At 69.0% G+C, this 21,743-nt stretch carries 26 protein-coding genes; 8 read left to right on the top strand and 18 right to left on the bottom strand.

Translation table 11 applies throughout. The features are described from left to right. Positions 1-6 precede the first annotated feature (6 nt). The 3 genes from IEZ09_RS27515 (at position 7) to IEZ09_RS27505 (ending at position 1,584) form a co-directional block, all read left to right on the top strand. Positions 7-432, top strand: coding sequence for a tetratricopeptide repeat protein (locus tag IEZ09_RS27515; RefSeq protein ID WP_189256673.1), 426 nt, complete (start codon positions 7-9; stop codon positions 430-432). A 75-nt stretch (positions 433-507) separates the two neighbouring features. Further along, positions 508-846: a hypothetical protein gene (locus tag IEZ09_RS27510; protein ID WP_189256672.1), complete on the top strand. Its 339-nt coding sequence runs from the start codon at positions 508-510 to the stop codon at positions 844-846. Positions 847-870: 24 nt separating this feature from the next. After that, the gene (locus tag IEZ09_RS27505; protein ID WP_189256671.1) at positions 871-1,584 is read left to right on the top strand and encodes a lysophospholipid acyltransferase family protein; all 714 of its coding nucleotides are present in this window, start codon (positions 871-873) and stop codon (positions 1,582-1,584) included. A gap of 236 nt (positions 1,585-1,820) precedes the next feature. Here IEZ09_RS27505 and smc read toward each other — a convergent pair whose 3' ends face one another. Genes smc through IEZ09_RS27485 form a run of 4 tightly spaced genes read right to left on the bottom strand, consistent with a single transcriptional unit; the run spans position 1,821 to position 6,958 of the window. Further along, a complete protein-coding gene (gene smc, locus IEZ09_RS27500; RefSeq protein ID WP_189256670.1) occupies positions 1,821-5,456 on the bottom strand; it encodes a chromosome segregation protein SMC in 3,636 nt (1,211 codons plus the stop codon). A 60-nt stretch (positions 5,457-5,516) separates the two neighbouring features. Further along, positions 5,517-6,149, bottom strand: a complete 633-nt coding sequence (locus tag IEZ09_RS27495) for an anti-sigma factor family protein (RefSeq protein WP_189256669.1) — start codon at positions 6,147-6,149, stop codon at positions 5,517-5,519. Continuing rightward, positions 6,146-6,652 carry a sigma-70 family RNA polymerase sigma factor gene (locus tag IEZ09_RS27490; RefSeq protein ID WP_189256668.1) on the bottom strand — a complete coding sequence of 169 codons (507 nt, stop codon included), beginning with the start codon at positions 6,650-6,652 and terminating at the stop codon, positions 6,146-6,148. Before IEZ09_RS27490 ends, IEZ09_RS27495 begins: the two co-directional genes overlap by 4 nt. A 33-nt stretch (positions 6,653-6,685) precedes the next feature. Continuing rightward, on the bottom strand, positions 6,686-6,958 hold the full coding sequence (locus tag IEZ09_RS27485; RefSeq protein ID WP_189256667.1) for an acylphosphatase: 273 nt from the start codon (positions 6,956-6,958) through the stop codon (positions 6,686-6,688). Positions 6,959-7,039: 81 nt separating this feature from the next. Between IEZ09_RS27485 and IEZ09_RS27480 the strand changes: the two genes are divergently transcribed. Next, complete coding sequence (locus IEZ09_RS27480; protein WP_229813007.1) at positions 7,040-7,762, top strand: CAP domain-containing protein; 723 nt, start codon at positions 7,040-7,042, stop codon at positions 7,760-7,762. Here IEZ09_RS27480 and IEZ09_RS27475 read toward each other — a convergent pair. Continuing rightward, positions 7,756-8,205 (bottom strand): hypothetical protein, encoded by a 450-nt coding sequence (locus tag IEZ09_RS27475; RefSeq protein ID WP_189256666.1) that lies wholly within the window; start codon positions 8,203-8,205, stop codon positions 7,756-7,758. The two genes, IEZ09_RS27480 and IEZ09_RS27475, sit on opposite strands and share 7 nt — an antisense overlap. Positions 8,206-8,382: 177 nt before the next feature. On the opposite strand from IEZ09_RS27475, the gene IEZ09_RS27470 reads away from it, so the two are divergent. After that, positions 8,383-8,883 carry a hypothetical protein gene (locus IEZ09_RS27470; RefSeq protein ID WP_189256665.1) on the top strand — a complete coding sequence of 167 codons (501 nt, stop codon included), beginning with the start codon at positions 8,383-8,385 and terminating at the stop codon, positions 8,881-8,883. 34 nt (positions 8,884-8,917) lie between these two features. Here IEZ09_RS27470 and IEZ09_RS27465 read toward each other — a convergent pair whose 3' ends face one another. Together IEZ09_RS27465 and IEZ09_RS27460 are read right to left on the bottom strand one after the other, a co-directional pair. Then, complete coding sequence (locus IEZ09_RS27465) at positions 8,918-9,598, bottom strand: response regulator (protein ID WP_189256664.1); 681 nt, start codon at positions 9,596-9,598, stop codon at positions 8,918-8,920. After that, positions 9,595-12,084 (bottom strand): sensor histidine kinase, encoded by a 2,490-nt coding sequence (locus IEZ09_RS27460; protein ID WP_229813006.1) that lies wholly within the window; start codon positions 12,082-12,084, stop codon positions 9,595-9,597. The genes IEZ09_RS27465 and IEZ09_RS27460 overlap by 4 nt, the downstream gene beginning before the upstream one ends. Before the next feature lie 329 nt (positions 12,085-12,413). On the opposite strand from IEZ09_RS27460, the gene IEZ09_RS27455 reads away from it, so the two are divergent. Then, positions 12,414-12,854, top strand: a complete 441-nt coding sequence (locus IEZ09_RS27455; RefSeq protein WP_189256662.1) for a MarR family winged helix-turn-helix transcriptional regulator — start codon at positions 12,414-12,416, stop codon at positions 12,852-12,854. A 34-nt stretch (positions 12,855-12,888) separates the two neighbouring features. Here IEZ09_RS27455 and IEZ09_RS27450 read toward each other — a convergent pair whose 3' ends face one another. After that, entirely contained in the window at positions 12,889-13,989 is a 1,101-nt protein-coding gene (locus IEZ09_RS27450) for a DUF1700 domain-containing protein (protein ID WP_189256661.1), read from the bottom strand. Beyond that, on the bottom strand, positions 13,986-14,312 hold the full coding sequence (locus tag IEZ09_RS27445) for a PadR family transcriptional regulator (protein WP_167976464.1): 327 nt from the start codon (positions 14,310-14,312) through the stop codon (positions 13,986-13,988). Before IEZ09_RS27445 ends, IEZ09_RS27450 begins: the two co-directional genes overlap by 4 nt. An 84-nt stretch (positions 14,313-14,396) precedes the next feature. Between IEZ09_RS27445 and IEZ09_RS27440 the strand changes: the two genes are divergently transcribed. Then, complete coding sequence (locus tag IEZ09_RS27440) at positions 14,397-15,623, top strand: toll/interleukin-1 receptor domain-containing protein (RefSeq protein ID WP_189256660.1); 1,227 nt, start codon at positions 14,397-14,399, stop codon at positions 15,621-15,623. On the opposite strand, the gene mutM is transcribed toward IEZ09_RS27440, so the two are convergent. The 6 genes from mutM to IEZ09_RS27410 all read right to left on the bottom strand — a co-directional run bounded on the left by mutM (position 15,624) and on the right by IEZ09_RS27410 (position 19,142). Continuing rightward, positions 15,624-16,481 (bottom strand): bifunctional DNA-formamidopyrimidine glycosylase/DNA-(apurinic or apyrimidinic site) lyase, encoded by an 858-nt coding sequence (gene mutM, locus IEZ09_RS27435; RefSeq protein ID WP_189256659.1) that lies wholly within the window; start codon positions 16,479-16,481, stop codon positions 15,624-15,626. A 1-nt stretch (position 16,482) separates the two neighbouring features. Beyond that, positions 16,483-16,683 (bottom strand): hypothetical protein, encoded by a 201-nt coding sequence (locus IEZ09_RS27430; protein ID WP_189256658.1) that lies wholly within the window; start codon positions 16,681-16,683, stop codon positions 16,483-16,485. A 7-nt stretch (positions 16,684-16,690) separates the two neighbouring features. Continuing rightward, on the bottom strand, positions 16,691-17,494 hold the full coding sequence (gene rnc / locus IEZ09_RS27425) for a ribonuclease III (protein ID WP_189256657.1): 804 nt from the start codon (positions 17,492-17,494) through the stop codon (positions 16,691-16,693). 16 nt (positions 17,495-17,510) lie between these two features. Then, on the bottom strand, positions 17,511-17,693 hold the full coding sequence (gene rpmF, locus IEZ09_RS27420; protein ID WP_189256656.1) for a 50S ribosomal protein L32: 183 nt from the start codon (positions 17,691-17,693) through the stop codon (positions 17,511-17,513). Positions 17,694-17,695: 2 nt separating this feature from the next. After that, the gene (locus tag IEZ09_RS27415; protein WP_189256655.1) at positions 17,696-18,277 is read right to left on the bottom strand and encodes a YceD family protein; all 582 of its coding nucleotides are present in this window, start codon (positions 18,275-18,277) and stop codon (positions 17,696-17,698) included. A 148-nt stretch (positions 18,278-18,425) separates the two neighbouring features. Continuing rightward, complete coding sequence (locus tag IEZ09_RS27410; protein ID WP_189256654.1) at positions 18,426-19,142, bottom strand: ATP synthase subunit B family protein; 717 nt, start codon at positions 19,140-19,142, stop codon at positions 18,426-18,428. Between the two features lie 148 nt (positions 19,143-19,290). On the opposite strand from IEZ09_RS27410, the gene IEZ09_RS27405 reads away from it, so the two are divergent. Further along, positions 19,291-19,683 (top strand): GNAT family N-acetyltransferase, encoded by a 393-nt coding sequence (locus tag IEZ09_RS27405; RefSeq protein WP_189256745.1) that lies wholly within the window; start codon positions 19,291-19,293, stop codon positions 19,681-19,683. Here the strand turns inward: IEZ09_RS27405 and coaD are convergent. The 3 genes from coaD to IEZ09_RS27390 form a co-directional block, all read right to left on the bottom strand. Beyond that, entirely contained in the window at positions 19,680-20,162 is a 483-nt protein-coding gene (coaD, locus tag IEZ09_RS27400) for a pantetheine-phosphate adenylyltransferase (RefSeq protein WP_189256653.1), read from the bottom strand. The genes IEZ09_RS27405 and coaD overlap by 4 nt on opposite strands. A gap of 53 nt (positions 20,163-20,215) precedes the next feature. After that, on the bottom strand, positions 20,216-20,770 hold the full coding sequence (gene rsmD / locus IEZ09_RS27395; protein WP_189256652.1) for a 16S rRNA (guanine(966)-N(2))-methyltransferase RsmD: 555 nt from the start codon (positions 20,768-20,770) through the stop codon (positions 20,216-20,218). Between the two features lie 126 nt (positions 20,771-20,896). After that, complete coding sequence (locus IEZ09_RS27390; RefSeq protein WP_189256651.1) at positions 20,897-21,580, bottom strand: SDR family NAD(P)-dependent oxidoreductase; 684 nt, start codon at positions 21,578-21,580, stop codon at positions 20,897-20,899. Between the last annotated feature and the right edge of the window lie 163 nt (positions 21,581-21,743).

The raw sequence follows: 21,743 nt of genomic DNA, 5'->3' as shown, positions 1-21,743 counted from the left end.
GCGCGGATGTCCTCCGTCCGGGAACTGGAAGAGCTCGTGGCCGCCCACGGAGGCGACCTCGGCCGAGCGGCGCGCGAACTCAGGGCACTCGTCGACGCCCTGACCGAGCGAACCGGTGCGGACCACCCGGAGACCCTCGGCGCTCGCCTGGACCTCGCGAGGGTGCTCGGCACCGCCAAGAAGCACACCAGGGCCATCGCCGTCTGCGAGCCGCTGCTGCGCGACCAGGTCCGCGTGCTCGGCCCTGAGCACGCCGACACGGTGGAGACCAGGCAGCTGCTGGCCAACCTGCGCTACCAGGCGGGCGACCCGGCAGGGGCGGCCGAGGAGCTGGAGCAGTTGCTGGTGGCCCTGTCGCGCACGCTCATGCCCACCCACGACCGGATCACCAAGTTGAAGCGCGACATCGCGTTTCTGCACAGATCCACCTGAGGTACGCCTCACACGACCGGGAAGCCACCCAGATTCGGGCTTGCAGGGCTGGTGAGGGTGGGGGACTCTTCTACGGTGAGTGAGGAAACGATCCAACTCGATCTCAACGAAACCGGGGTGGCCGTCGACCTGCCCTTGCCGACGAACAACCGGGACGGCGTCCAGGGTGTTCCGTACCGGCCGGTCGAATTCCGTGACGATGATCTGCCCACCGCTCTGGAACGTGCCGCCGCGTGGCTGCGGCAAACCCAGGAGTGGCTGGGCGAACCCGTGGACGTCATCGCAGTCCATCTCGACTACGACGACACCAAGGGCAACCCGTACTACGACCTCAAGCTGCTGTGCAACGACGAGGACCTCGCGGGTGTGCCAAGGGTCATCCGAGACAAGGAAGGCGCCGCTACCGGTCAGTAGCCCTCTCCGGCTACCGTTCGGAGCATGTCGGATCGCGTATACCCCCCGGTGATCGCCGCAGCAAAGCTCATGTTCCGCGTGCTGGACCTGCGGATCACCGTCGAAGGAGCGCACCACGTCCCGCGAAGCGGAGGAGCGGTGCTGGCGTCCAACCACGTCAGCTACCTCGACTTCATCTTCGCGGGCTACGGCGCGCGCCCTTCGGGGCGCCTCACGCGATTCATGGCGAAGCACGAGATCTTCGCCAACAAGATCGCAGGCCCGCTCATGCGCGGCATGCACCACATCCCCGTCGACCGGAGCGCGGGCCAGGCCTCCTTCCAGCAGGCCCTGTCCGCGCTCCGCAGCGGCGAGGTCGTCGGGATCTTCCCCGAGGCCACCATCAGCCGGTCGTTCACGGTCAAGGACATCAAGTCCGGCGCGAACCGCCTGGCGCACGAGGCCGGCGTTCCGCTCATCCCGATGGCGCTGTGGGGCACCCAGCGCCTGTGGACCAAGGGCCGGCCCAAGAACCTGACGCAGCGCCACGTGCCGATCACCATCCTCATCGGCGAGCCGTTCGAGCCCTCCCCCGGCGACTCCGGCGACGCGTTGCTGCGCAAGCGCATGCAGGAGCTGCTCGACACCGCGCAGGCGAGCTACCCGACCGAGCCGGGCGCGTGGTGGGCGCCGAGGCACCTCGGTGGCAGCGCACCCACGCCGGAAGAGGCGGCGCAACTGGACGCGAGCGGGCGCTGACCTGGCGATACAAGGTTTTCACAAGGCCCGTCAGGCAGAGTGGTCCGTGCGCACCTGAAGGGGTGAGGTTGAACTGGGGGACTTCACCCCTTCGGGCGCCGGGCTGCGTCCGTCCCGGTGATGTGGGGGACCTCCCTCCCCTAAGAGGAAGGTCACCGGGCGGGACGCGGCCCGAGGCAAGAGGCCGCGGTCGGGGTTGGTCTAAGCCCCCCAGGCACCGCTCCGACCGCCCCTCTTCAGGCCTCGGCGTCCGCCGCCTCAGGCGTGGGCTCAGCAGCCCCTGAGGGCTCCTTCGACGCCGCCTCGTCGCCACGGGTGCGCAGCCGCTGCGAGATCACCTGCGAGATGCCGTCGCCGCGCATCGAGACGCCGTAGAGCGCGTCCGCGATCTCCATGGTCGGCTTCTGGTGCGTGATGATCAGCAGTTGCGACCGTTCCCGCAGCTGCTCGAACAGGCCGATCAGCCGGTGCAGGTTCGTGTCGTCCAGCGCCGCCTCGACCTCGTCCATCACGTAGAAGGGTGAGGGGCGGGCGCGGAAGATCGCCACCAGCATCGCGACCGCGGCCAGCGACTTCTCGCCACCGGACAGCAGCGACAGGCGCTTGACCTTCTTGCCGGGCGGGCGGGCCTCCAGCTCGATGCCTGTGGTCAGCATGTCGTCGGGCTCGGTCAGCACCAGGCGGCCCTCGCCGCCGGGGAACAGGACCTTGAAGACGATCTCGAACTCGCGCGCCACGTCCTCGTAGGCCGACGTGAAGACCTCGAGGATCTTGTCGTCGACCTCCTTCACGACCGTGAGCAGGTCGCGGCGGGTGTCCTTGATGTCCTCCAGCTGGGTCGAGAGGAACTTGTAGCGCTCCTCCAGCGCCGCGAACTCCTCCAGCGCCAGCGGGTTGACCTTGCCCAGCAACGACAGGTCGCGCTCGGCGCGCTTGGCGCGGCGGGCCTGGGTGTCGCGGTCGTACGGCATCGGCTGCGGCTCGGAGACCTGCTCGCCGCGTTCCTTCGCGGCCTGGTACTCGGCCATCTCCTGGGCCGACGGAGGCACGGGGCAGTCCGGGCCGTACTCGGCGACCAGGTCGTCGAGGCCGATGCCGAAGTCCTCGGCGATCTTGGTTTCCAGCTGTTCGATGCGCAGGCGCTGCTCGGCGCGCAGGACCTCGTCGCGGTGCACGGCGTCGACGAGCTTCTCCAGCTCGCCGGACATCTCGCGGACCAGGTTGCGCACCTGGGTCAGCAGCAGCTCGTGCTGCGTGCGGCGTTCCTGGGCCTGGTCGCGCTCACGGGCGGCGCGGGCCAGTGAGATCTCGATGCGTTCCAGCGCCTGCTCGCCGGCGCGCACGACGGCCTTCGCGACCTGGGCACCGCGCGCACGGTGGGCCGTCGCGCGGGCGTGGCGTTCGCGGGCCTCACGCTCGGCGCGCGCGGCCCGGCGCAGGCCGTCCGCCTTGCCCTGGAGCGCCCGTGCGCGCTCCTCGGCCGTGCGCTGCACCAGGCGGGCGTCCATCTCGGCCTGACGCGCCTGAGCCAGTTCCGCGGCCAGCGCGTCGCGCTGCTCGGTGTCCGGCTCGTCCTCGAGGGTCTGCTCCTCCTCGGCCATGAGCAGCCGCTCTTCGAGCTCGCCCAGCTTGAGCAGGGCTTCCTCGCGGGAGCGTTCGACCTTGGCGCGCTGCTCGGCGATGCGGTTGACCTCGGCCTCCGCCGACCGCACGGCCGCGACCATGCGGTTCAGCCGTTCGCCGGAGCGGGCCTGGCGGACCTTGGCCTCCTGCATGGCCTCCTTGACCGCGTCGAGCACCTTGCGGCGGGCCTGCTGCTCGGCACGGGCGCCCTCCAGGGCCGCAGAGGCGTGGTCCAGCGCGCGTTCCGCCGTCGCCAGCTGCTCCTTGGCCTCGTCGACGGCCGCCTGCACCTCGATGACGCTCTGGCCCTGACCGGACGAACCACCGATCGCCCAGTCCGTGCCGAAGATGTCGCCGTCACGGGTCACCGCGCGGACGTTCAACCGGGCCGCGGTGTCCAGATCGTCGACCACCGCAAGGCGATCCAGCGCGCGGGCCAGCGCCGGGCGCAACGCCTCTGGCGCGTGCACGACGTCGATCGCCCACCGTGCGCCGTGGGGCAGCGGACCCCAGGCAGAGGTGTCCACAGTGGACCCTGAGGAGCCGATCAGCACACCGGCGCGGCCGGCGTCCTTCTCCTTCAACAGCTTCAGCGCCTGCAGCGCGCCCTCGCCGGACGACACCGCGACGGCGTCCGCGATCGGGCCGAGCGCGGCGGCCATCGCCACCTCGTAGCCCGGCTCGACGGTCAGCAGAGCGGCCACGGATCCCAGCAGGCCCGGCACGTCGGACGCGAGCAGCGCGCCCGCGCCGTCCTTGCGGGTCAGACCGAGCGAGAGGGCGTCGACGCGGGCCCGCCACGACGCGATGTCGCGTTCCGCGGTGCGTTCGGCCTTCACCAGCTCGTCGACGCGCTGTTTGGCCTGGTCGTTGGCCAGCACGGCCTGGCGGTGGCGTTCGTCGAGGTCGTGGTCGTCCTCGTCCTCGGTGCCGGTGATCTCGCGTGCCTCGGCCAGTTCCATCGACGCGACCTCGACGCGTTCGGTGGCCTCGGCGAGCGTCACGGACAGCCGTTCGATCTCCTCGGCGGTCGCGTTCGTCTTGCTGCGCAACGCTTCCACCTGACCGGACAGGCGCGCGAGGCCCTCCCGGCGGTCGGCGATCGCGCGGACGGCCGCGATGTGCGCCTTCTCCGCCTGGGAGACCATGCGCTCCAGTTCGGATCGCGTCTCCACGGCCTCCGCCAGCGCGATGCGGGCCTCCGTCACGCCCTCCTGGAGCTCCAGCTCCATCGCGGCGGTCTCCTCGGCCTCGCGTTCGAGGTCGTCGGGGTCGCGGCCGCGCGAGGGCGCGTCCAGCTCGGCGGACAGGTGCCGCGCGCGTTCGGCGGCGAGGCGGACCGTGCCGCGGAGACGTTCCTCCAAAGCGGACAGCCGGTACCAGGTGTCCTGCGCGGCCTGCAGCTTCGGGGTGTCTGCGGCGACGCGCTCCTCCAGCTCGTTCTGCTGGTACTGCGCGGCCTGCAACGCCTTCTCGACCTCGGCGCGGCGCTCGCGGGCCTTCGCCTCGTCGTGTTCCTCCTGCGCGATGGCTTCCCGCTGCGTGACGAGGTCGTCGGCGAGGAGGCGGAGTTTCGAGTCCCGCAGCTCGGACTGCACGACCTGGGCGCGGCGAGCGATCTCGGCCTGCTTGCCCAGCGGCTTGAGCTGACGGCGCAGCTCGGCGGTGAGGTCGGTGAGGCGCGTCAGGTTCGCCTGCATCGCCTCCAGCTTGCGCAGCGCCTTTTCCTTGCGCTTGCGGTGCTTGAGGACACCGGCGGCCTCTTCGACGAACGCCCGCCGTTCCTCCGGTTTGGACTCGAGGATCGCGGCGAGCTGGCCCTGACCGACGATCACGTGCATCTCGCGGCCGATGCCGGAGTCCGAGAGCAGCTCCTGGATGTCCATCAGGCGGCACGAGTTGCCGTTGATCTCGTACTCGGTGGCGCCCTCGCGGAACATGCGGCGGGTGATCGACACCTCGGTGTACTCGATCGGCAGGACGCCGTCGGAGTTGTCGATCGTGAGCGTCACCTCGGCGCGACCGAGCGGCGCACGGCCGGACGTGCCGGCGAAGATGACGTCCTCCATCTTGCCGCCGCGCAGGTCCTTGGCACCCTGCGTGCCCATCACCCAGCGCAGCGCGTCGAGCACGTTGGACTTGCCGGACCCGTTGGGGCCGACCACACAGGTGATGCCGGGCTCGAAGCGCAGCGTGGTAGCCGAGGCGAAGGACTTGAAGCCCTTCAGCGTCAGGCTCTTGAGATGCACGCGGGGCAGAGTACCCAAACGCTTGCGAGGGATGCGTTAGGCAGGCCGTGACCTGCCTTTCTATGGACGGAGAGTAACCAGGAGCCCGCTTTCGTCGGACACTTCCAGGCGATCTATCCGGTCGACCCGGAACGACGTGGAGCCGGGAATCTCCTCGTCAGGGGCATGATCGGAACCCCACCAGCCGCCGATCTCGCGCTGGCCGCCCTTGTCGAACACCATCACCTTGCAGCGCGCACCCGGTTTGACGTGCTCGAACTTGAACCGCATCTCGGTGCCCCACGATTTGGTGATCATGGCGACGCTGGCGCCGACGCCCGTTTTCTGGTCCTGCGCGGCCCACGTCGGAGCAGGCGGAGGCGCGGCCGAGGTGGACGCCGGTGCCGAGGTCGGTGCCGAGGCCGGTCTCAACGCCAGGACTCCACCGGCCAGCGCGAGCGCGGCGAGGACGGCCGCGCACACGATCAGCACGCCGCGCTGCCGGTTCGGTTTCGGCGGGGCGGGGAGGTCGTCGAGGTGCTCGACGTCCTCCAGGCTCAGCCGGCCGAGCAGGCCCGGCAGCGGAGCCAGCCGCAGCATCTCGGCCCGGCACGCCTCGCAGCCGGGCAGGTGCCGTTCGAACGCGGACCGTTCCTTGGGGTCGAGCGATCCGAAGAGGTAGGCGCCGACGTCGACGGTGTGCTGGCAGCTCACGCCTCGGTCACCCCTCTTTCCTCCAACGCGTCGCGCAGCGCCCTCAGTGCGTAGAAGCAGCGCGACTTCACCGTGCCCGGCGGGATGCCGAGCTTCTTGGCGGCCTCCGCGACGGTGCGGCGGCGGTAGTAGAGCTCGATGACGACCGTCCGGTGCTCTGGCGTGAGCGCCCGCAGCGCCGACGCGATCTGCCACGTCTGCAGGACGTGTTCGACCTGGTCGCCGACCGGCGGCAGATCCACCGGTTCGAGTGGCACCTCGGTCGCGCGCGCGTTGCGGCGGCGGTAGCCGGAGATGACCAGGTTGCGGGCGACCGTGTAGAGCCACGGTGCCGCGTCGTCCGGGTTCAGCTCGTCGTAGTGCCGCCACGCGCGCAGCAACGTCTCCTGCACGACGTCCTCAGCCTGCTGGTAGTCGCCGTCGACCAGCCGCAGCACGTAGTGCAGCAGCGGGCCTCTCCAGCGGTCGTAGAGCTGGATGAGGACGTCTTCGGCGGAGTCCACGCTCCCTTACTACGCCACCTCTTTCGGAAAGGTTCAGCGTTCGATGAACCCGGTCAGGTCACCCCTGGCGTCGGACCACTGCTCACCCACAGATTCGACGTGTCCAGGGGTTTCACCCGAACGGAGAGCCTTCAGCAGTTGTTCACACTTCTCGCGCGGACCCTCGGCGACCACCTCGACCCGTCCGTCCGGCCGGTTCGAAGCGCTCCCGACCAGGCCCAGTTCTAGCGCCCTGGCCCGCGTCCACCAGCGAAAACCAACACCCTGAACCCGTCCACGCACCCACGCGTTTAGTCGCACGTCCACCCCCGAATGGTTGCGTAGTCACCCAAGGTGACCGAAGACGCACTCGGGGTTTATCACCCATTAGTGGTACGGTGCCGACCCGTGAGTGCCCGCAGCCTCTTACTCGGCCTGCTGATCGGTGCAACCGGCGTCGGCGGTCTGGCCGTCACCGGAACCTCTCCTCTCGGCATCAGCTTCACGACTGCCGCGCAGAAGGAGACCACCGACGCAGCGAACCAGTTCGGCACAGGCAACGCGGCAGCACCCAACAGACAGACGTCCTCGGACAACACCGGCGTCGGCAACCCCGCGACATCGTCGTCTTCTTCCGCTCCCACCACCTCTTCGACGACGGCGACCCCGACCTCCTCTTCCTCGTCAGCGGCTCCCACCACCACGACGACGCCTCCCGCGGCACCGAAGCCGCCGGCCCAGCCGCCGCAGGTGCCGGGGAACAAGACCCCCGAACAGGCCGTCCTGGAGCTCGTGAACGACGCCCGCGCCGCGAAGGGCTGCAAGGCCCTCGTGATCGACGACCGCATCACCACCGCCGCGCAGGGCCACAGCACGGACATGGCCACCCAGAACTACTTCTCGCACGTGTCGAAGGACGGCAGGACGTTCGACCAGCGGATGCGCGAAGCCGGCTACCCGAAGCCCGGCGGCGAGAACATCGCGATGGGCTACGCCACTCCGCAGGCGGTCATGGACGGCTGGATGGGCTCCAAGGGCCATCGGGAGAACATCGAGAACTGCGAGTTCACGACGATGGGCCTGGGTCTTGACACCCGCGGCAACTACTGGACCCAGAACTTCGGCTACTGACGGTTGAGCAGGGGAAACTTCGTGTACGAGAGCCCGGAACCGGACTCGCGCTCGCGCTTTCGCGGTGCACCGCAGATCATCCTCGCCGCGTCCGGCGTCGTTCTGGCGACGATCTTCGCCGCCGTCGCCTCGCTCGCGGCGGGCTCGGACAACGCCTCCGAGACGCCGTCGACCCAGCCGCCGCGCAAGGAGGCCGTGCGCGACGCCCTGAGCATCGTGCCGACGTCCGCGACCACGTCTTCGGTCGAGCTGACTTCGTCGTCCTCTTCCTCGGAGAGCCCGACGGCCACCACGACGACGCCGAAGAAGAACCCGCGCGTCACCACCATCACGCGTCCTGACGGCACCACGACCACCGTCACGACCGATGACCCGCCGCCGGCCGTCACGTCGACCACGAAGCAGGACCCGGTCCCGACGACCACGAGGCCCGATCCGGTCACGACGACCACCACGACGACGGACCCGACAACAACGACGACGAACTCCTAGAGTTACGCCAGTCACCGCCTCGTGACGCAGAGCTACACGAAGGTGTGGCGTCGCTGAGGCTTTGGTGCGTTTCCGCCGATAACTCGAACGCAAGTCCATCCGACCGGGTTTCCCACGAGGAGATGGGTGTGTTCGAGGAAGATCATCCGCAGTCACCAACCGACGCCGCACCGCCGAAGAAGCGCGTCGGCACGGCCGTGATGCTGGCTGCGGGCGGCGTGGTGGTGGCGACGCTGTTCGCCACGGTCGCCTCCATGCTCGCCGCGAGCGGTCAGGAGGCGAACCCGGAACGCACGTCCGCGGACGTCGTCCAGACCATCACCAGCGTGGCCCCCGACGGCAGCACCAGCACGGTCGTCGTCACCGTGTCCTCCGGCGCGCCCGCGTCGTCGGCCAAGCCGGACCGCAAGCAGGCGGCGCGCCCGAACGAGCAGCCAAAGCCAGGTGCTCCGCAGCAGCAACAGCCGCAGCTCACGACCAACCCCGGTGAGCCGACGCAGACGCAGAGCAATCCGCCCACGTCGTGGACGGAACCGCCGGCGTCCACCTCTTCTTCTTCGGCGTCGCCGACGACCCCGCCGCCGTCGTCCTCCAGCTCCAGCTCGGCCACGCCGGACCCGAAGCCCTGACCGGCACGGCGCGACCGGTGTGCAGAGCGCGCGGTTACAGCTCGAACCGGTAGCCCATGCCGGGCTCGGTCAGCAGGTGCCGCGGCCGTGCGGGTTCCGGCTCCAGCTTCCGCCGCAGCTGCGCGAGGTAGACCCGCAGGTAGTGGGTCTCCTTTTCGTACGCGGGCCCCCAGACGTCGCGCAGCAGCTGCTTCTGCGCGACGAGCTTTCCGGCGTTGCGCGCGAGGACCTCCAGCAGTCCCCACTCGGTCGGGGTGAGATGGACCTCGACGTCCTGTTTGAACACCCGCTTGGCCGCCAGGTCGACGGTGAACGAGGCGGTCCTCACGACCGGCTCGTCCTCGGGGCCCGCGACGGCCGAGCGGCGGACGGCGGCGCGCAGCCGGGCGAGGAGCTCGTCCATGCCGAACGGTTTCGTCACGTAGTCGTCGGCACCGGCATCGAGGGCGTCGACCTTGTCCGACGAGTCGGTGCGGGCGGAGAGCACGATGATCGGCAGGGTGGTCCAGCCGCGCAGACCGGCGATGACGTCCGCGCCGTCCATGTCCGGTAGACCCAGGTCCAAGACCACGACGTCGGGCTTGCCGTCGGCGGCGAGCTTCAGCGCCGTGACGCCATCGTGGGCCGTGAGGACCTCGTAGCCGTGGGCCGCGAGGTTGATCCGCAGTGCGCGCACGATCTGCGGTTCGTCGTCGACCACCAGTACTTTCGTCACGAAGCCCTCTCATCGGCCGGGAGTGAGATCACCACGGTGAGGCCGCCGCCGGGCGTGTCCTCCATGGTGATCGTGCCGTCCATCGCCTCGGTGAAGCCCTTCGCCACGCTCAGACCGAGACCAACGCCACCCGGCGTGCGGTCGCCGAGGCGCTGGAACGGGGCGAACACCTCCTCCGCCGTACCGCTCGGCAGGCCGCGGCCGTGGTCCACCACGCGCAGCTCCACGTCGGAACCGTGCGCCGACGCGCGCAGCGCCACGGCGCCCGCGTAGCGCAGCGCGTTGCCGACGACGTTCGCGATCACCCGTTCGAGGAGACCGACGTCGGCCCGCACGGGTGGGAGCGACTCGGGGACGTCGACCTCGATGTCGCCGTGCAGGCCGCTCAGCGCCCGTGCCACGGCCTCGTAGTAGCCGACGGCGCGGAACTGCGGCTCGACGGCGCCGGTCGCGAGCCGGGAGGAGTCGAGCAGGTTGTCGACCAGGGCGGTCAGGCGGTCCGCGGACTCCTCGACGGCCTCCAGCAGCTCCGCCGTGTCCGACTCCGACAGCCGCAGCTCCGGGTCGCGCAACGAGCCCACGGCGGCCTTGATCGACGTCAGGGGTGTGCGGAGGTCGTGGCCGACAGCGTTCAGGAGCGCCGTGCGCAGTTCGGTCCTGGACGCCTGCCGCTGGGCTTCGAGGGCCTGGTCGGCCATGCGCTGCTGCCGCAACGCCAGGAGCGCCTGGCCCGCCGCCGCCTCCAGGACGCGACGGTCGGACGCGGGAAGCGAGCGGCCGCGCAACGCCAGGTGCACGTCCGGGGTCACGGCGATGTCGACGTCCGCGTCATCGGGCTCGTCGCACGGGCTCGCACCGACGCACGCGACGCGTCCCCACTCGCCGTCGACACGCTCCAGCAGCGCGACCGACGTCAGACCGAAGTTCTCCTTCACCTTCTCCAGCAGCCGTGCGAGCGGATACGGGTTCGTGAGCACGGTGCGCGCGTACGACGCGAGAAGCGTTGCCTCGGTGCGTGCGCGCGCTGCTTGTGCGGCGCGGCGAGCGGCGTTGTCGACGACCATCGCGGTGGTGACGCCCACGACGATCATCGCGAAGAAGGTGAGCACGTTCTGCTGCGCGTCGATCGTGAACGTGTAGAGGGGCTCGGTGAAGAAGTAGTTCAGCAACAACGCGCTGGCCAACGCCGCCGTGATCGCCGGGCCGAGTCCGCCGACGATCGCGACCACCAGCGTGACCAGCAGGTACGCGATGACGTTCGTGGAGAAGTTCAGGTGGTGGTGCAACGACGTGCCGGCCACCGTCACGACCGCTGGGCCGGCGATCGCGAGGAACCATCCCCACGCGAGCCTGGTGGGCCTGAGCGGGCTGCCCACGAACCGTGCGCGCCAGCCGCTGGTCGTCGCCTCGTGCGTGACCATGTGCACGTCGATCGCGCCGGACTCCTGAACGACCGTGGAGCCGATACCTGCGGAGAACACGCGCGCGAACCGTGAACGGCGCGAGGTGCCGAGCACGAGCTGTGTGGCGTTCACGCCGCGCGAGAACTCCAGCAACGCCGTCGGTACGTCATCGCCGACAACGGTGTGGAAGGTGGCGCCGACGTCCTCCGCGAGTTTGCGGTACTTCGTCAGGGCGTGAGGGTCGGCTCCCGCGAGCCCGTCACCTCTGAGCACGTGCACGACCAGAAGGTCGCCACCCGCGCGCGTGGCGATGCGACGCGCGCGCCTGATGAGCGTCTCGCTCTCATTGCCGCCGGTGATCGCCACGACGACGCGTTCGCGTGTCTCCCATGTGTCCGTGATCTGCTGTTCGGCCCGATAGCGCATCAACGCGACGTCGACCTGGTCCGCGACCCAGAGCAGCGCGAGTTCGCGGAGAGCGGTGAGGTTGCCGACGCGGAAGTAGTTGCCGAGCGCCGCGTCGATCTTGTGCGCCGCGTAGACGTCGCCGTGGGCGAGCCGCCGGCGCAGCGCTTCCGGCGTGAGGTCGACGAGCTGCATCTGGTCGGCCTTGCGCACGATCTCGTCGGGCACGGTTTCCTGCTGCGCTACGCCCGTTATGCGGTGCACGACGTCGTTCAGCGATTCCAGGTGCTGCACGTTGACGGTCGAGAGCACGTCAATCCCGGCTTCGAGGAGTTCCTCGACGTCCTGCCACCTTTTTGCATTACGGGATCCGGGCGCGTTCGTGTGCGCGAGTTCGTCGACGACGGCCACCTCGGGCGCGCGGGCCAGCACGGCGTCGACGTCCATCTCGGTGAGTTCGACACCGCGGTGCGTCAAGTGCCGGCGCGGCACGATTTCCAGGCCGTCGACCAGTTCAGCGGTCTTCGCCCGGCCGTGGGTCTCCACAAATCCGATGACCACATCTGTGCCGCGTTCCCGCCGCCGATGCGCCTCGCCGAGCATCGAGAACGTCTTGCCGACACCGGGAGCGGCTCCGAGGTAGATCCGGAGCTCACCACGCCTGGGTTTCGCACTCACCGGACCAGTCTGCTCCTGGCCCCCCGTGGGCTGTTCGGGGGTACGCGCTGCGCCGCCCGCTACACACGTGCTCCTTCCCACACCTTTGACCGGAGATCTGTCTCGTTGAATCATGCTTCAGCACGGCGCCCGTTCGAGTGAGCCTCCGTGCGCTTTTTACGCCGTTTACCAGGACATTTAACTGTGCCGGACGCGCGCCGTGACACCCCGCGTCACCACAACGGCCGAATGGGTTATCGGCAGTTGGCGGATAGCGCGCGGAGCGTGAATGAGGGAAAGTTCCAGGGTTCGTGTCCGAATTCGGACAATCACATGCGCGCGGAGAAACGATGCCCACCACCGTCACCAACCACGAGGCTCTTCAACTCGTGGTGGCCGTGCACCGGCTGGTGCGAAGTCTTCGACAGGCCGCTCCGGCCCGTCGTTTGCAACCCACCCAGTTATTGGTGCTGTCAGAACTGAGCGCCCACGGCCCGATGCGGATCGGCGAGATCGCGGTGCGCGCGCTGTGTTCGCAGCCGACCGCGACAACGGTCGTGACCAGCCTCGAGTCCACCGGACTCGTCCGCAGAGAGCCCGATGCCGCCGACGGCAGGGCGACGATAGTCGTGCTCACCGAAGTCGGCAGGGAGACGATCCTGTCGCTGGCTCACGGCGAGGCCGAACTATTGAGTGAAAGAATGTCCGAACTTTCGCCGGAAGACAGAGACCTCCTGCGTTCGGCCATGCCGGTATTGCGCCACCTGGCGGAACCGCAGGAAAACAAGTAGGAGCGGGACCCCCGACAGGTCCCGCTCCTCGCCTTTACTTGCTGGGTGACACAGAAGTGGGTGCCACCGAGCTGGAAGGTGCGCTTCCAGAACTCGAAGGCGGCGTACTCGGCGTTGATGACGGAGCGGACACGCTCGGTGCCACGGTGTAACAGGTGCCGTTTTCGTAGTCGATCTTCGGTCGCGGATACCTGTTAGCCGGAATCATCGGTTCCGGGCCACTTCCGTTGCAGCCGTAGTACTGGCGGGACGCGTTGATGGGATTGCCGTCCTGGTCGTACAACAGCACGTTGGTCAGCAACTTGCCGTTCTCGTCGTACGCGTAGATGTTCTCGTACGTCTCCACCATCGGCGCCGGGTACGACTGCCGCGACGTGTTGTACGCGAGGTTGTTCGCCACCACGTCGACCACCTGGAACACCAACCCGACCGCCAGCGCGGACGCCGGCAGGCTGAACCACAGCCACCGCCGGTCGACCTTGGCGCGTGGCCCCGCGAACACCGAGATCACGGCGATCGCGGCGAGGAACAGGAACCCGGGGATGTCGCGGCCGGCGAGCAACACTGCCGCGAGCCCGAGCAGGACGGCCCGCGCCAGCCACCACGCGGGCTGCAGCGACTTCAGGTAGGTGATCGCCCGCTCCGCCGGCGTGCCTTCCTCCGGCGTCAGCCACTGCTGGATCCGGCGGGTCTCCGGCAGGTCCATGATCTCGGCCTGCGCCGGGCCGCGGTCGTGCACCAGCGCGAGGCTGAGCACCAGGATCACCGCCGGCAGCAGGAGGAGGAACACCGGCTCCCGCAACGTGCTGGCCCCCACGAGCAGCGTGATCCCCGTGGCGATGGCAAGCCCCCACGCCGCCGCCCGCGGCCTGGTCACCAGGGGCTTCTTGGTCGTGACCGGCAGCCGTTCGGTCCGCGGCGGGTAGCCCGCGGCCTGCCGGAGCTCCTGCGCGTACCGCTCAGGAGGCCCGAGCCGCTGCTCGAGGGTCTCGTTCTCCCCCAGCTCGGTGGACAGCTCGGCGACGTGCGCCTCGACGTCCTCCATGATCTCGGCGACCTCGGCGGGCGGCAGGTCGTCGAGGGCCGCACGCATCCCGGCCAGGTAGTGCTCGACACCGAGTGCTTGCGTGTTCATGCTGCGACCTCCTCGAGCAGGCCGTCCAGCGTGCTCGCGAACGACCTCCACGTCTCCCTCGACTCAGCCAGGCGCGCCCGCCCGGTCTCGTTGATGCTGTAGTACTTGCGGTGCGGCCCCTCTTCGCTCGGCACCACGTACGAGGTCAGCAGCCCCGCGTTGTAGAGGCGCCGCAGCGTGCCGTAGACCGACGCGTCCCCCACGTCGTTCAACCCCCCGGCGCGCAGTCTGCGCACCACGTCGTACCCGTAGCCGTCGTCCTTGCGCAGAACCGCAAGCACGGCCAGGTCCAGCACCCCTTTGAGCAGTTGACTCGTGTCCATGACCCCTCCGACCACTCTTGCGCCGTGGACACTACTACGCATCACACAGTACTGTCGAATGCGTTAGCGCTACCGTGTCGCGGCATGGGGGGCGTCTTCATCAACTACCGGCGGCACCCGGCGCGCGACGCCTTCGCCGTGGCCCTGCACGAGCGGCTGGCCTCGCGTTTCACCAGCGGAAACGTGTTCCTCGACGTCACGTCGATCAACCCGGGCGAGCGCTACCCCAACCGGCTGCGCCGCCACCTCGACCGGGCGGACGTGGTGATCGCGATCGTCCACTCCGAGTGGGTGCAGGACCTGCGCTCGGGCACCGACTGGGTGCGCTGGGAGATCGAGCACGCGTTCGCCGAGGGCAAGACGATCATTCCGCTGCTGCTGGCCGGCGCCAGGATGCCCACCGCGCAGGAGCTGCCTCGCTCGATCCGGGAGTTCGCTCATCTCCAGGCCGTCGGCGACGACCTGGACGCGCTGCTCGACGTGATCGGTGACCCGCTGCAGAGGTCCACCGCCGTCCGCCAGACACCGCGTCGCCGGTGGACGGGCCCGCTCGCGATCACCGCGGCGGCGGTGGCGTTCGCCGCGGCGGCACTGCTCGTGCCGGACGACGTCGCGATCTACGCCTCGGGCTTCGGCACGGCGGTGCTGATCGCCGTGATGATCTCCGTTGGCGTCGTGTCACTGGCCCGCAAGCCGATCAACGAGAGCGAACGGCTGGTGCACGACTTCGACCCCACCCGGTACTACCTGTGGGTGGGCGTTCCCGGCGGCATCTTCCTGGTCGCGCTGACCGTGGCTGTGGTGTTCAGCTCGCCGGTGGCGCCCCAGCTGCGCCCGTTCCTGATCTTCGTCACCGGTTTGGCCACTCTCCAGCTGGTCTTCCTCGTGATCCGCCAGTACCGCGCCGAGCTGGACCGCGAGCGGGACTGGCCGGCCAGGCTGCCGGAGCCGGTGCGGGCCGCCCCGGTGCGCCGGGAGCTCGAACGCCTGCGCCGCAAGCTCGCCACCGGCGACGAGCAACGCATCAGATGGCACGTCCGGCACCTGGAGAACGCCGCCGACGTGCTCTCCAGGGACGCGAACCGCGGACGGTGGATCTGGCTGGTCAGCGATCAGCCGGCGGCGTTGACGCTCTACGCGGCGTGGGCGGCGGCGATCGTGGGAATGACGACGACGGTCGCGCTGGTCGTGGTCCTCGCGAGCGTCGCGGCGGTCACCGTCGAGGCGGCTTTTCGCAGGCAGCGGTGGGTGCGGCAGACCCTGGCCGACGAGGTGCACGCCCAGGCCCAGCGCATCCTGGACAAGCTCTGATCAGGTCCGCGGGCGCGGCTGGCAGCGCGGGCAGGAGAACGACGACCGGTTCATGAACGGCTCGCGGACGATCGCCGTCCCGCACCGCTTGCAGGGCTCGTTCTCCTGGCCGTAGGCGTTCAACGACCGGTCGAAGTAGCCGGACTGCCCGTTGATGTTGACGTACAGCGCGTCGAACGAGGTGCCGCCCTGGCCGAGCGCCTCCCGCATCACGTCCGTGGCGTGATCCAGCAGCTCAGCGGCCTTCGCCTTGGTCAGCTTGTCCGTCATCCGGGTGCCGTGCAGCTTGGCTCGCCACAGCGCCTCGTCGGCGTAGATGTTGCCGATGCCGGAGACCAGCGTCTGGTCCAGCAGAGCACGTTTGATCTCCGTGTGACGCAGGCGCAACGCGCGCACGGCAGCATCACGGGAGAACAGAGGGTCCATCGGGTCGCGCGCGATGTGGGCGACCGAGTCGGGAACGAGGGTGCCGTCGACCTCGACCAGCTCGGCCAGCGCGAGACCGCCGAAGGTTCTCTGGTCGACAAAGCGCAGCTCCGGCCCGCCGTCAGCGAACCGGAACCGGACGCGAAGGTGCTTCTCGTCCGGGGCCGAGGACGGCTGGACGAGCATCTGGCCGCTCATGCCCAGGTGGGCCAGCATGGCGGCTTTGTCGGCCAGTTCCACCCAGAGGTACTTGCCGCGGCGCCTGGCGGCGGCCATGGGCTGGCCTGCCAGGCGCGCGCAGAAGTCCGCGGAGCCCAGGTCGTGTCGCCGGATGGCTCGCGGATGGAGGACCTCCACCGAGGAGATGACCCGTCCGGCGACGTGAGCTTCAAGGCCGAGGCGGACTACCTCGACCTCTGGGAGTTCGGGCACGTCAGTCTTCGGACTTGCCCTCGTCGACGGGCTGCGCCTCGATCACGGCGGCCTGCGGCTTGGTGGGCTTGAGCACCCATACGCCAGCCCGGCTCGTGTCCCTGACCAGCACAAGTCCCTGGATTCCTCCGCTGCGGGAGGTGTTCAACGGGCCGCGAGCGGAGCGGCTGCGGCGGTTCGTGCGGTACCTGGTCGCATGCATTGCGTTCTCAGTCTTCCTCGGATGGGAGGGTCCCTGGCGTCACCGAGGCGCCGTTCTGTCCGTTTGCGGATGCGGCCGACTCCTGCTCGGCCTTGACCCGCTCCGACAGAACATGATAAGCCGCCTCGGCGGCTTTCTGCTCGGCTTCCTTCTTGGTGCGCCCATCACCCTTGCCGTAGGGCTGGCCACCGACGAGCACCGTGGCGGTGAACTCCTTGCGGTGGTCCGGCCCCTGGTCGTCCACGCGGTATTCCGGGACGCCGAGGCTGGCTTGGGCGGTGAGCTCCTGCAGGCTTGTCTTCCAGTCCAGTCCAGCACCCAGAAGCGGAGCTTTGGCCAAGAGTGGATCGAACAGCCGGTGAACGAACGTTCGTGCGGTATCGATACCGAACTGCAGGTACACCGCACCGATGACGGCTTCGAGGCCGTCGGCGAGGATGCTCGCCTTGTCCCTGCCGCCGGTCAGCTCTTCGCCGCGGCCGAGCAGCAGGTGTGCACCGAGCCCGCCTTCGCCCAGGTCACGCGCCACGCCCGCGAGTGCGTGCATGTTCACCACGCTGGCGCGGAGCTTCGCGAGCTGACCCTCTGGAAGGTCGGGATGGGTGCGGTAGAGGTGGTCGGTGACGACCAACCCGAGCACGGCGTCTCCCAGGAACTCGAGACGCTCGTTCGGCGGCAGACCGCCGTTCTCGTACGCGTACGACCGGTGGGTGAGTGCGAGCGCGAGCAGCTCGGCGTCCAGGTGGACGCCGAGCGCCTCGAGCAAAGTCGCGCGGTCAGCTTGCGGAGCGCGCGGCGGCTTTCCCCCCACTACGAAACCGAGGAGATCAGGCCGGCTGAGCGACCTGGCGGCCAGCGTACTGACCACAGGCCGGGCAGGCGACGTGCTGCGGCTTCGGCTGGCGGCAAGCCTTGTTGGAGCACGCCACCAGGTGCACGGCAGACGTCTTCCACTGGGAACGGCGCGCACGGGTGTTGGCGCGCGACATCTTCCGCTTCGGGACGGCCACGACTACTTCTCCTCGTTGTTGTCATCGCTGAACCGCTCTTGCAACGCGGCCCACCGAGGGTCAATCGTCTCATGCCCGTGGTCGGGCCCGAGCTCCGCCCACCTGCCGCCACACTCGGAGCAAAGCCCCTTGCAGTCCGGCTCGCAGAGCGGCACCTGCGGCAGCGCGAGGACGATGGCGTCCCGCACCACAGGCTCGAGGTCGATCAGATCGTTCTCGATCCGGCTGACCTCGTCTTCATCAGTGGTCTCGTCCGTGGTGCTGTCCGGCCACGCGTACAGCTCCGTGATCCGGACCTCGACCTCGTCGGCGAGCGGCTCGAGACACCTCGAGCACTCCCCTTCGACCTTGGCGAACGCCGTCCCCGACACGAGCACACCCTCCACGACCGACTCGGTCAGGAGGTCGAGCTCCACCTCTCCGCCATCCGGCACCGCGATGACGCCGAGCAGCCCCACACCTGCCGCGGGAACCGACCGGACGAAGGGTCGGCTCGACCCGGCGCGACGGCCGAGGTCCCTGGTGTCGATGACCCAGGGCCCTGATGCTGTGGGACGCGTGGACGCGTGACGATGCTCAGTCATGATCAGATTGGTTGCCGGCGGGGACCTACCACGTCCAGCCGGTCCAGGGTACGGGACGACGGGCTCACGCGTGAAATCGGCAGGTGATCGCACCTGTCAGACGTAGCGCGAATCACACGTTCAGTCGTGCCTGAAGCCGGCTGGTTCGTCAGGCACCGTAGTCGAACGGCGCCGCGGCCCCCGCGACGGCGGGTCCGCGCAGGTGCGAACGGCCCTTGCCGACCGACCGCAGCGTGTGCGCGAGGAGGTCCTCGAAGTCCGCGAGCTTGCCGTCCACGTACGCGTCGCACTCCGACCGCAGCCGGATGGCCTCGTTCTGCGCGGCGTCGAGCACCCGCGCGGCCTCGGCGTGCGCGGCCCGGACGACCTCCTGCTCGTTGACGAGCCTCGCCTGCTCGGCACGGCCGTCCTCGGTGGCGCGCTCGTAGTTGGCGCGACCGGCCTGGATCATCCGCTCCGCCTCGCTGTGCGCGCGGCCGACCAGGTCGTCGTACTCCTGCCGACCGGCGGCGACGGTGCGTTCCGCCTGGTCCTCGGCCTCGGCGATCATCCGCTCGGCGCGGGCGCGGGCGTCGGACAGCATGGCCTCCGCCTCGGCCTGGGCCTCCGCGAGGATCCGCTCGGCGTCGGCACGGGCCTTCGACACCCCGGCCTCTGCCTCGTGCTTGGCCTTGCCGACCAGCTCGTCCTTGTGGTCCAGCACGTCCTGCGCGTCGTCGAGCTCCGCGGGGATCGCGTCGCGCACGTCGTCGAGCAGTTCGAGCACATCACCGCGCGGCACCACGCAGCCCGAGGTCATCGGAACTCCGCGCGCTTCCTCGACGATCGTGACGAGCTCGTCGAGTGCCTCGAACACCCGGTACACGTCTCACTCCCTAACCCCTGTGACTCCCACCCACAAGTGTGCCCTGCCGATCTCCCCGAAAGAGGGAGATCGGCAGGGCGTGTCAGGATTTGCCGTGACCTTCACCATCAGGCGGGCCACCGCCACCGATGTCGACCCGATCGTGGCAATGCTCGCCGACGATCCGCTGGGCGCCACGCGCGAGAAGCCGGGCGACCCTGCCTACCTCAAGGCGTTCGAGGTGATCGACGCCGACCCGCACCAGTTCCTCGCCGTGGCCGAGGCCGACGGCGAGGTGGTGGGCACGCTGCAGCTCACGTTCACCTCCGGCCTGTCCCGCCAGGGCATGACCCGCGCGACCGTCGAGGCCGTCCGGGTGCGCTCGGACCAGCGCGGCAACGGCCTGGGCGAGCGCCTCGTGACATGGGCGATCGACGAGGCCCGCGCCCGCGGTTGCGGCCTGGTTCAACTCACCACCGACGCGTCACGCGTCGATGCGCACCGCTTCTACGAGCGACTCGGCTTCACCGCGTCGCACGTGGGGATGAAGCTTCCTCTTTAACGGTTCTCGTCGAGGCGCTGCTGGAGACGCTTCTCGATGCTCTTCGGCAGCAGCGACGACACGTCTCCCCCGTACGTCGCGACCTCCTTGACCAGCGAGGACGCCACGAACGAGTAGGCGGGCGTGGTCGGCATGAACAGCGTGTCGACCCCGGTGAGCTGGTGGTTCATCTGCGCCATCTGCAGCTCGTAGTCGTAGTCGCTGACGGCGCGCAGCCCCTTGACGATCGCCTTGATGTCGTTCTCGCGGCAGTAGTCGACCAACAGGCCGTGCCAGGAGTCCACCCGGACGTTCGGCCACGGCGCCGTGACCTCGCGCAGCATCTCGATCCGCTCTTCGACGGAGAACAGCGTGCGCTTGGTCTTGTTGATGAGCACGGCGACAACGACCTCATCGAAGAGATGCGCTGCTCTCCCGATGATGTCCAGGTGACCGTTGGTTACCGGGTCGTAGGAGCCGGGCGTCACGGCACGCGTCATGAGGCGGACGTTAGCACCCGATCGGACGCCTCCAGGCGTGTCCGTGGTTCTCGTCACCCATCGGAACGCACCTGTCCCCAGTACACCGCCGTGTCGCCATATCGCTTGGCACGCAAGGGTTCTACTTGATCAGGCCACGCTGGTTCGTTGCTTCGCGAAGCACGTTCCACGATGAGCACCGCGTCCCCCGCGAGCCGATGCGCCAGCCCGTGCAGCACTTTCTTCAACTCGTCGTCCGTCACCGCATACGGCGGATCGGCGAACACGACGTCGAACTTCTCCCCTTCGGCCGTGACGTACGCCTCGGCCGTGCGGTTCGCCACCGTCGTGTTGCCGAACCCGAGCTCCTTCGCATTGGCCTTGAGCACCTCGGCGGCCCGCCGATCCGACTCCACGAACGTCGCGTGCCCGGCCCCTCTGCTCAACGCCTCGAACCCGAGGGCCCCAGACCCCGCGTAGAGGTCCAGCACCTTCACGCCGTCGAGGTCCATCATGGACTCCAGCGAGCTGAAGAGCGCCTCCCTGACCCGCTCGGACGTGGGCCTGGTCCCCTTGGGCGGCACCTTGAGCCGACGGCCTCCCGCGGTCCCGGCAACAATTCGCGTCACCCGCTCATCGTCCCAGGTGCATCCTGTGCGCATGACCCGCCACCGCGACTCCGGCGACTGCCTCTGCACGCTGGCGGTCGTGCGCCCTTACGAACGCATCCGGTCGAACCGTCCGCCGACTCCGCACTACCGCCCCAGGTGCGCCCCACCGTTGACCGCGAGCACCTGCCCGGTGATGTGCCCCGCGTGCTCCGACGCGAGGAACGCCACCAGCGCAGCCACGTCCCGAGGCGTACCGGCCCGCCCGTTCTTGGTCTGCCCGATCAGGGTGTTCAACCTCTCCTCGGTCATCGAGTCGCCGAAGAACTCCGTGTCAACGATCAACCCGGGCGACACGACGTTGGCCGTGATCCCGCGCGGCCCCAGCTCACCGGCGAGATCCGCCGTCCACGCCTCGATCGCGGCCTTCGCGGCCCCGTAGCTGCCACCACCCCGCCGCCCCGCGATCGACCCGATGTTGATCACGCGACCGTTGTCGGCGAACCTGGGCGCGAGCGCCTCCGTGACGAGCACAGCACTGATGACGTTGGCCTCGTAGTTGGCGAGCCACCTCGACTTGGTGTCGTCGTGGCTGATGTTGCCGCCCGCGTTGTTGACCAGAACGTCCACCTTGGACGGAAGGCTGTCCAACGCCTTCGCCACCGCGTCCGGGTCGGTGGCGTCGAAGGCGACGTACTTCACCCCCGGCACCTCGGCCAGCACTTCCGCCCGACGCCCGGTGATGGTGACGTCCAGCCCTTGCTCGACAAGCTCCAGGGCGATGGCCCGGCCAATCCCAGTACCACCACCCGTGACAACAGCAGTGCGCATTACTTCCCCCGAAGTAGTCATGCCTCCAACCTACGCAACTGATCAACCGCGAAGCCGAAGGCGAGCCCAAGCGATGGCGCAGCCGAGCAGTCCTTGGCATACCCGGCTGGTGGGGTGGGTCCCGTCACGAGTCGTGCCTGATCGTTCGCCGCGCCCAGGGAGG

The sequence above is a fragment of the Lentzea flava genome (assembly GCF_014648475.1).
Taxonomy (GTDB): domain Bacteria; phylum Actinomycetota; class Actinomycetes; order Mycobacteriales; family Pseudonocardiaceae; genus Lentzea; species Lentzea flava.
Note: the sequence above shows the minus strand (reverse complement) of the source record. Positions and strands in the feature narration are given on the sequence as shown.